This window comes from Pseudoalteromonas sp. S1608, assembly GCF_005887265.1.
Classification (GTDB): domain Bacteria; phylum Pseudomonadota; class Gammaproteobacteria; order Enterobacterales; family Alteromonadaceae; genus Pseudoalteromonas; species Pseudoalteromonas undina.
This window is the reverse complement of sequence record NZ_PNDK01000028.1, coordinates 57,568-64,841: the sequence shown is the minus strand read 5'-3', so window position 1 is coordinate 64,841 and position 7,274 is coordinate 57,568. Positions and strand designations below refer to the sequence as shown.

At 41.2% G+C, this 7,274-nt stretch carries 6 protein-coding genes and 1 rRNA gene; 6 read left to right on the top strand and 1 reads right to left on the bottom strand.

Annotated elements, in window-relative coordinates; genetic code table 11:
* Positions 1-25 precede the first annotated feature (25 nt).
* From rrf to ihfA, 6 genes are all read left to right on the top strand, one after another.
* Positions 26-140: ribosomal RNA gene (rrf, locus tag CWB75_RS12665) — 5S ribosomal RNA — on the top strand.
* A 338-nt stretch (positions 141-478) separates the two neighbouring features.
* On the top strand, positions 479-1,534 hold the full coding sequence (locus CWB75_RS12660; protein WP_054201186.1) for a DUF2066 domain-containing protein: 1,056 nt from the start codon (positions 479-481) through the stop codon (positions 1,532-1,534).
* Positions 1,534-2,244, top strand: coding sequence for a DnaA inactivator Hda (gene hda, locus CWB75_RS12655; protein ID WP_010392888.1), 711 nt, complete (start codon positions 1,534-1,536; stop codon positions 2,242-2,244). The genes CWB75_RS12660 and hda overlap by 1 nt, the downstream gene beginning before the upstream one ends.
* An 82-nt stretch (positions 2,245-2,326) precedes the next feature.
* Positions 2,327-3,307 (top strand): phenylalanine--tRNA ligase subunit alpha, encoded by a 981-nt coding sequence (gene pheS, locus CWB75_RS12650; protein WP_008468473.1) that lies wholly within the window; start codon positions 2,327-2,329, stop codon positions 3,305-3,307.
* Positions 3,308-3,322: 15 nt separating this feature from the next.
* Positions 3,323-5,710 carry a phenylalanine--tRNA ligase subunit beta gene (gene pheT / locus CWB75_RS12645; protein ID WP_138570834.1) on the top strand — a complete coding sequence of 796 codons (2,388 nt, stop codon included), beginning with the start codon at positions 3,323-3,325 and terminating at the stop codon, positions 5,708-5,710.
* Between the two features lie 2 nt (positions 5,711-5,712).
* The gene (gene ihfA / locus CWB75_RS12640) at positions 5,713-6,009 is read left to right on the top strand and encodes an integration host factor subunit alpha (protein ID WP_008114070.1); all 297 of its coding nucleotides are present in this window, start codon (positions 5,713-5,715) and stop codon (positions 6,007-6,009) included.
* Positions 6,010-6,050: 41 nt separating this feature from the next.
* On the opposite strand, the gene CWB75_RS12635 is transcribed toward ihfA, so the two are convergent.
* Entirely contained in the window at positions 6,051-6,848 is a 798-nt protein-coding gene (locus tag CWB75_RS12635; protein WP_138570833.1) for a DUF2989 domain-containing protein, read from the bottom strand.
* Positions 6,849-7,274: the final 426 nt, after the last annotated feature.

Here is a 7,274-nt window from a genome sequence, read left to right as displayed (position 1 = left end):
CGTTAAGGTCTGCCACTAATATGTGCTTGGGGACAATAGCGGTTTGGACCCACCTGACCCCTTGCCGAACTCAGTAGTGAAACGAAACAGCGCCGATGATAGTGTAGCATTTGTTATGTGAAAGTAGGACATTACCAGGCTCCAAATAGTAGAAAGCCCGATTCGAAAGAGTCGGGCTTTTTTACGTCTGCAGGAAAGTGAAAATATTAGCCGTCAGTCGTCAGCCGTCAGCCGTCAGCTATCAGTTGCACAGCGTTAACCAGGCAACCGTAGAGTGGGTTTAGTATCTCGACAATATTCTAGGTGATTGCCGTAATTAAGTAGAGAACCGACTTCAATTAGTCGGTATTTACTTTGAGGTTTTTTATGATCATTAAAGCGAGCTTAATGGCGTTAGTGACTGAGAAAAATATAATTTTGCTTTGTTAGTGGCTTTGATTTAGGATCAAAACAGTTTAAAACCATGAATGATTTGCCTGTGTATAGATTATTAATTAGCGCCTTATCCATTTTCTTTTGTGTTTCTGTATCAGCAGTTGAAGTAACTGATCTATATCAAGATATTTTGGTCGTAGAAGATAAATCTCGTGATACTCGTTTAGACGCTAGCCGCAAAGCGTTGCTTAACGTATTAGTAAAAGTGAGTGGTGACAAAAGCGCTGATGAAAATCGAGTCGCTAAGCAACGCACTAAAGATATATCCGATTATATGCTGAAATTTGAATATGATGAGCGTATTCCCGGAGAGCTTAAATTATTAGTTAAGTTTGAAGCACGAAAAATCGATGCACTAATCAAAGAGCTTAATTTGCCATTATGGGGAATGCAACGACCACTGGTTGCAATCTGGTTAGGGATTGAAGATAACAGGCAACGAGAGCTAGTAACCCAAGAAAGTTACCCACAGTTAGAGCAGCTCATTTATGATAAGGCAAGCCGTCGTGGATTACCTGTCGTTGTACCTTTGCTTGATTTACAAGATAGACGCCTTGTTGGTGTCCCTGAGGTTTGGGGGAACTTTTCTGAACCAGTAGAAGAGGCATCTAAACGTTACAGTGCTGAGCGCAGTATTACTGCTAGAATGTATCAAGAGTTTAACTCCGATAATTGGGTATTAGATTGGCGTTTTACTAATGACGAAATGTTTGAATCTAACCGAATTATTGGCTATAGACAGCAAATCGTTGCGCAAATGATTGATGATTTAGCGCAAGGTTTAGCTGGCGAATATGCGATCGATCCGAATGCGTATTATGAGCAACGTACTGCCAATTTGACCTTAAAAGGGACAGATAATTTTGTGGATATAGAGTTGGCAAAGCGCCGTCTACTCAACCTAAGTGTTGTCACCCAAGCGGTTATTATACGTAAAACTCCCGATTCTGTTGAATTTAAGCTAGATCATACCGGCACTGTAAACGATCTTAAAAAAGCCCTTGGTCTTGATAATGCCTTTAAAGATTACGTCGACCCCCGTGCTTTTTATCACATAGTTGATAAGCAAAGCCTAGAGTATCAATGGGTTGAAAACTAATGCTAACTCAAGAGCCAATGCAAATGGCGCTACCGGTTACTTTACCGGATGATGAAACATTTGCCTCTTATTTTGGGGGAGAAGACTCATTAGAGGTTAACCACCTTAAAGATAGCTTTTCTAAGCTATCTCAAGCTTTTCAGTATACTTATTTGTGTGGCTTAGGAGACTCAGGTAAATCCCATTTGTTATACGCCACCTGTATTCAAGCCCAGGAGCGCGGCTTATCGAATATGCTGCTATCAATGCGAGAAGTTCTACATTTTGGCCCGATGGTTTTAGATGGTCTTGAGGCGCTAGATGTATTATGTATTGATGATGTTCACTTAGTGGCGGGTAATGATGCATGGGAAAAAGCGTTATTTAATTTCTTCAACCGCTTTAATGAGCCTAATAAAATGCTGGTAGTAACTGCTGATTTACTGCCAAATATGCTTAATATTAGCTTGCCCGATTTAGAATCACGCTTGAAGTGGGGTACCACCTTTCAAATTCGCTCCATGAGTGATGATGATAAAGCACAAGCGCTAGTAAAGCGGGCAAACATGCGCGGTCTTGAACTAAGTGACGAATGCGCGCGGTTTTTATTAACCCGTTTAAGTCGTGATATGCGCGCATTATTGGATGTATTAGACAAATTAGATCACGCATCCATGGCTGCACAGCGAAAATTAACTATTCCTTTCATAAAATCAACGCTAAAGCTGTAGTAGGTCTAGAATCTAGACCCCGCTTTCAGTTATCATTAGCTAACTAAATTGTAATCACCTTCTTTGAAAGATCAGGTATCGAATGAACTTAGAAAATATATTAGCGCAAGCACTTGAGGCAGTTGCCAGTGCCAGTGAAATCGCGCAACTAGAAGAGATCAGGGTTAACTACCTTGGTAAAAAAGGCGAGATCACCAGCTTACTTAAAACACTGGGTAAAATTGCTCCTGAAGAACGCAAAGAAGCAGGCCAGGTAATCAATCAAGCTAAGCAAGATGTGCAAAGCGCAATTAATGACAAGCGTGAGCTGTTAGCGAGTAAAGCACTTGAAGAAAAACTAGCTGCTGAAACTATCGATGTAACTTTACCAGGCCGCGTTATGCCTTCTGGTGGCCTTCACCCAGTAACACGTACAATTGAGCGTATTGAAAGCTTTTTTGGTGAACTAGGCTTTGAAGTTAAATCAGGCCCTGAAGTTGAAGATGATTTTCATAACTTTGATGCGCTAAATATTCCTGAGCACCATCCTGCTCGCGCCGACCACGATACCTTTTACTTTAATCCTAAGTTGGTGTTGCGTACTCAAACTAGTGGTGTGCAAATTCGTACCATGGAAACAGAGCAGCCGCCGCTTCGTATAATTTCACCAGGGCGTGTATATCGTAATGACTACGACCAAACACATACACCTATGTTCCATCAGGTGGAAGGTTTAATGGTCGATACGGACGTTAGCTTTACTGAGCTCAAAGGTATTTTACATGACTTCTTACGTAACTTTTTTGAAGAAGATATGGAAATTCGTTTCCGTCCTTCATTCTTCCCATTTACAGAGCCCTCAGCCGAAGTTGATGTAATGGGTAAAGATGGTAAATGGTTAGAAGTATTAGGCTGTGGCATGGTTCACCCTAACGTACTTAAGTCTGTTGGTATCGATCCTGAAAAATACACCGGTTTTGCTTTTGGTATGGGTGTAGAGCGCTTAACTATGTTGCGTTACGGCGTAAACGATTTACGTGCGTTTTTCGAAAACGACTTAAAATTCCTAAACCAGTTCCGTTAAGAGTGAAGAAATAAAATGAAATTTAGTGAAAAGTGGTTAAGAGAGTGGGTAAATCCTGCAATTGATACGCAAGCTCTTTCGGAACAGCTTTCAATGGCTGGTTTAGAAGTAGATGGCGTAGAGCCGGCAGCAGCCAAATTTAATGGTGTTGTTGTAGGTGAGGTGGTTGAATGTGGCCAGCACCCTGATGCAGATAAACTACGTGTAACAAAAATTAATGTTGGTGGTGATGAACTGCTTGATATTGTTTGTGGTGCACCAAATTGCCGCCAAGGTATTAAAGTTGCTGTTGCCACTGTTGGTGCAGTATTACCAGGTGATTTTAAAATTAAAAAGGCCAAACTTCGTGGTCAACCATCACACGGCATGTTGTGTGCGTTTGATGAGCTAGGCATTAGCGAAGAAGGCGATGGCATTATGGAATTGCCGCTTGACGCGCCGATTGGCACAGATTTACGCGAATACTTAGGGTTAGATGACAACATCATAGATGTAGATTTAACCCCTAACCGTGGTGACTGTTTAGGTATTAAAGGCCTTGCTCGTGAAGTTGGCGTACTGAACAGCATTGATGTTAATACATTAAGTATTCCAGCGGTAGCACCTACAATTGAAGATAAAGTATCAATAGAGTTGGTTAACGATGAAGCTTGTCCTCGTTATTTAGGGCGTGTTATCAAAGGCATTAATCTTAATACTGAAACACCTCTATGGATGGTTGAAAAGCTACGCCGTAGTGGTGTGCGTTCAATCGACCCGGTAGTTGATGTGACTAACTTTGTGTTATTAGAGCTTGGTCACCCAATGCATGCATTTGATTTAAATGCTATTGAGGGTGGAATTAAAGTACGTAGTGCAAACGCAGGTGAAGAATTAGTTTTACTTGATGGTAACACTGCAAAGTTAAATGAATCGACATTAGTGATTGCCGATCATCATAAAGCGCTAGCCATTGCTGGTATTTTTGGTGGTGAGCAATCTGGCGTTACTGAAAAAACAGCTGATATTCTGTTAGAAAGCGCATTCTTTAACCCTGTTGCCATTGCTGGTCAAGCACGTAGCTACGGTTTACACACCGATGCATCTCATCGCTATGAGCGTGGTGTAGACTTTGCTCTACAACATGATGCAATGGAGCGCGCTACAGCGTTACTGCTTGAAATTGTTGGTGGTGAAGCGGGTCCTGTTGTTGAAGCTGTGGCTGCTGATAAGTTACCAAAGGTAACTGAAGTACGTTTACGTCGTTCACGTTTAGACCGCGTTATTGGTCATCATATTGAAGATGCGAAAGTAACCGATATTCTGACGCGTTTAGGACTTGATGTTAAATTTGACAATGATAGCTGGAGTGCTGATGTACCAAGCTACCGTTTTGATATTCGTATCGAAGAAGATTTAATTGAAGAAGTTGCACGTGTATACGGTTATAACAGCATTCCTAATGTTGCACCAACTGCAAAACTGAAAATGACCACGCATGATGAGTCAACTGTTGCCCTGAGCCGTTTTCGTAATGCCTTAGTAACACGTGGCTATCAAGAAGCCATTACTTACAGTTTTGTTGACCCTAAAGCGCAAGCTATTTTACACCCTGAGTGTAATGCATTGGTATTGCCGCACCCAATTTCAATTGAAATGTCAGCGATGCGTGTAAGTTTAATGCCAGGGTTGCTTTCATCTGTTGCGTATAACCAAAACCGCCAACAACCTCGTATTCGCTTATTTGAACACGGCCTTAAGTTTATCAGTGATGAAAATGCTGAAAATGGTGTATACCAAGTGCCTGTTATTGGTGGCGTTATTACTGGTTTGGTTCATGGTGAGCATTGGGTTGAAGAAAAACGTAACGTTGATTTTTATGACCTAAAAGGGGATGTTGAAGCATTACTTGCAATTACCAACGATGTTAGCCGCTTTGAAATTAAAGCTGAGCAATCGGATGGTCTTCACCCTGGCCAGTCTGCCGTTATTTATGTTGATGGTAAAAAAGTAGGTTTCTTTGGTGCATTACATCCTCAAGCGCAAAAATCGTTAGATATCAACAATGCTACTTTTGTGTTTGAAATTGAAATGTCGGCATTAGAAAAAAGAAATTTACCTCAAGCTGTAGGGGTGTCTAAATTCCCATCAAATCGCCGCGACATCGCGATTTTAGTACAAGACAGCGTTAAAATTGGTGATATTTTAAACGTCATCGGAAAAGTTGGCGGAAATCAATTGGTTGACCTAAACTTATTCGATGTGTATAAGGGCAAAGGTATTGAGCCAAATTATAAGAGTTTGGCGATTGCTCTAACACTGCAGGCGGTTGATAGAACACTCGAAGAGAAAGATATCAATCAGGTAGTTGATAACGTGGTGGCCGCACTGGCCGAACAGTTTAATGCATCGTTGAGGGACTAGATATGGCGCTTACTAAAGCCGACATAGCTGAACACCTATTTGAAAAGCTCGGGATCAATAAAAAAGATGCCAAAGATTTAGTTGAAGCGTTTTTTGAAGAAATCCGCTCAGCGCTTGAAAAAGGCGAGCAGATTAAGCTCTCTGGATTTGGTAACTTTGATCTTCGAGATAAGAAAGAAAGACCGGGACGTAATCCGAAAACGGGAGAAGATATTCCAATTTCAGCGCGTCGCGTAGTTACTTTTAGGCCGGGGCAAAAGTTAAAGACCCGTGTCGAAGTAGGCACAAGCAAAAAATAAACAAAAAGGCAGCGCAAGCTGCCTTTTTTGTATCTGTTGTATTATTTCCGGGGAGAAATAAATTTTCCTTGGTTTATTTGGTGTAATGTTTGCTCGGCGAGAGCATCTAAACTGTCTAAATTCTTTTCTTGTGCTATTAATTGCTGCTCAATTAATAATATATCGATATTTTTTATACCAGAGAGCTCTGCTATTTTGGCAAAAATGTACGCGTGCTTATATTGGTGGTGCTTATAGAAAAGGCTAATTAAAGAGGTGTATATTTCTGGATCAGGTATTTGCTTAACTTGATTTAATGCCAATGTGTTGTATAAAAAATCAATTGCTTTTTGCTCATCAACTTTAATGTAATAAGACGCTAAATAAAATTGCATTTCAGCACTCGTTTCCACCTCGGGGGTATTTTCTAGAGCAAGTAGCCGGGTGAGTGCCGTTTCATCATTGTTTCTTGACCAATGGTAATAGAGTAGGCCTGGGTGAGTGGTTGCTTGTGTTTGCTGATAAATACGTGCCATTTCTCTATTACTGGTGAGGTAGGCTCGTCGACGGGCGGTAGTTTTACCTTTTAGTTTTATATGCTGAATATTAGCGGCTAAGCCAATACATTGGTTGTAATGCTCAAACGCTTTGAGTAGTTGATATTTGTTCTCATCGGTTGGTTGTAAGGATTCGCGGTAGCGAGAAAAAATAGTACGCTCTCGCAGTGCCTTACAGTGGCTATCGTGGTTAAGGTCATTGCATATGGCGGGTGATTGCGCACAAACATCTTCAACGGTAAAAGATTCTTCACATCCTGCAAGCAATAATGCAAAAGTGAGGGTTATGTGCTTAAAAGCCATCCGAGTCTCTCAATTTATTAGGGTCTGTTGACCTTTCAAGGTTGAATTTGCAGCAGTCTGTTTGGTATTGAGGCAAGGCAGAGCCTATGTGGTGTGGTTATTCCCCATAAATAGGCGATAACGCAGCATCAATGCCAAACAGGCGCTGCCCGAAGGGTTATGCCTAGGGGCTATTTACTCTTTGTTGCTCGGTTTTGACTTAGCCCACTAGGTTACAAACCTCGCGCCGCGATTAAGTTGCCCCTAGTTTGAACAAATTTTAATCCGTAAAGGTCAACAGACCCTCATATAGTATTATTCTAGCCTAAACTTTAGTCTCTAACAGTAGAGAATAAAATGAGATTAAATTAGAATAGGCCTGCCCGAAGGAATGTGTTGCTCTCAAAATTCGATACATTCTTAGGCTATCCGTTCAAAATTGTTTAA

Bases quoted from the DNA above. Each gene is read 5' to 3' on its own strand.
- ihfA (WP_008114070.1), top strand. From the start codon at position 5,713: ATGGCGCTTACTAAAGCCGACATAGCTGAACACCTATTTGAAAAGCTC.
- CWB75_RS12635 (WP_138570833.1), bottom strand. From the start codon at position 6,848: ATGGCTTTTAAGCACATAACCCTCACTTTTGCATTATTGCTTGCAGGA.
- pheT (WP_138570834.1), top strand. From the start codon at position 3,323: ATGAAATTTAGTGAAAAGTGGTTAAGAGAGTGGGTAAATCCTGCAATT.
- hda (WP_010392888.1), top strand. From the start codon at position 1,534: ATGCTAACTCAAGAGCCAATGCAAATGGCGCTACCGGTTACTTTACCG.
- pheS (WP_008468473.1), top strand. From the start codon at position 2,327: ATGAACTTAGAAAATATATTAGCGCAAGCACTTGAGGCAGTTGCCAGT.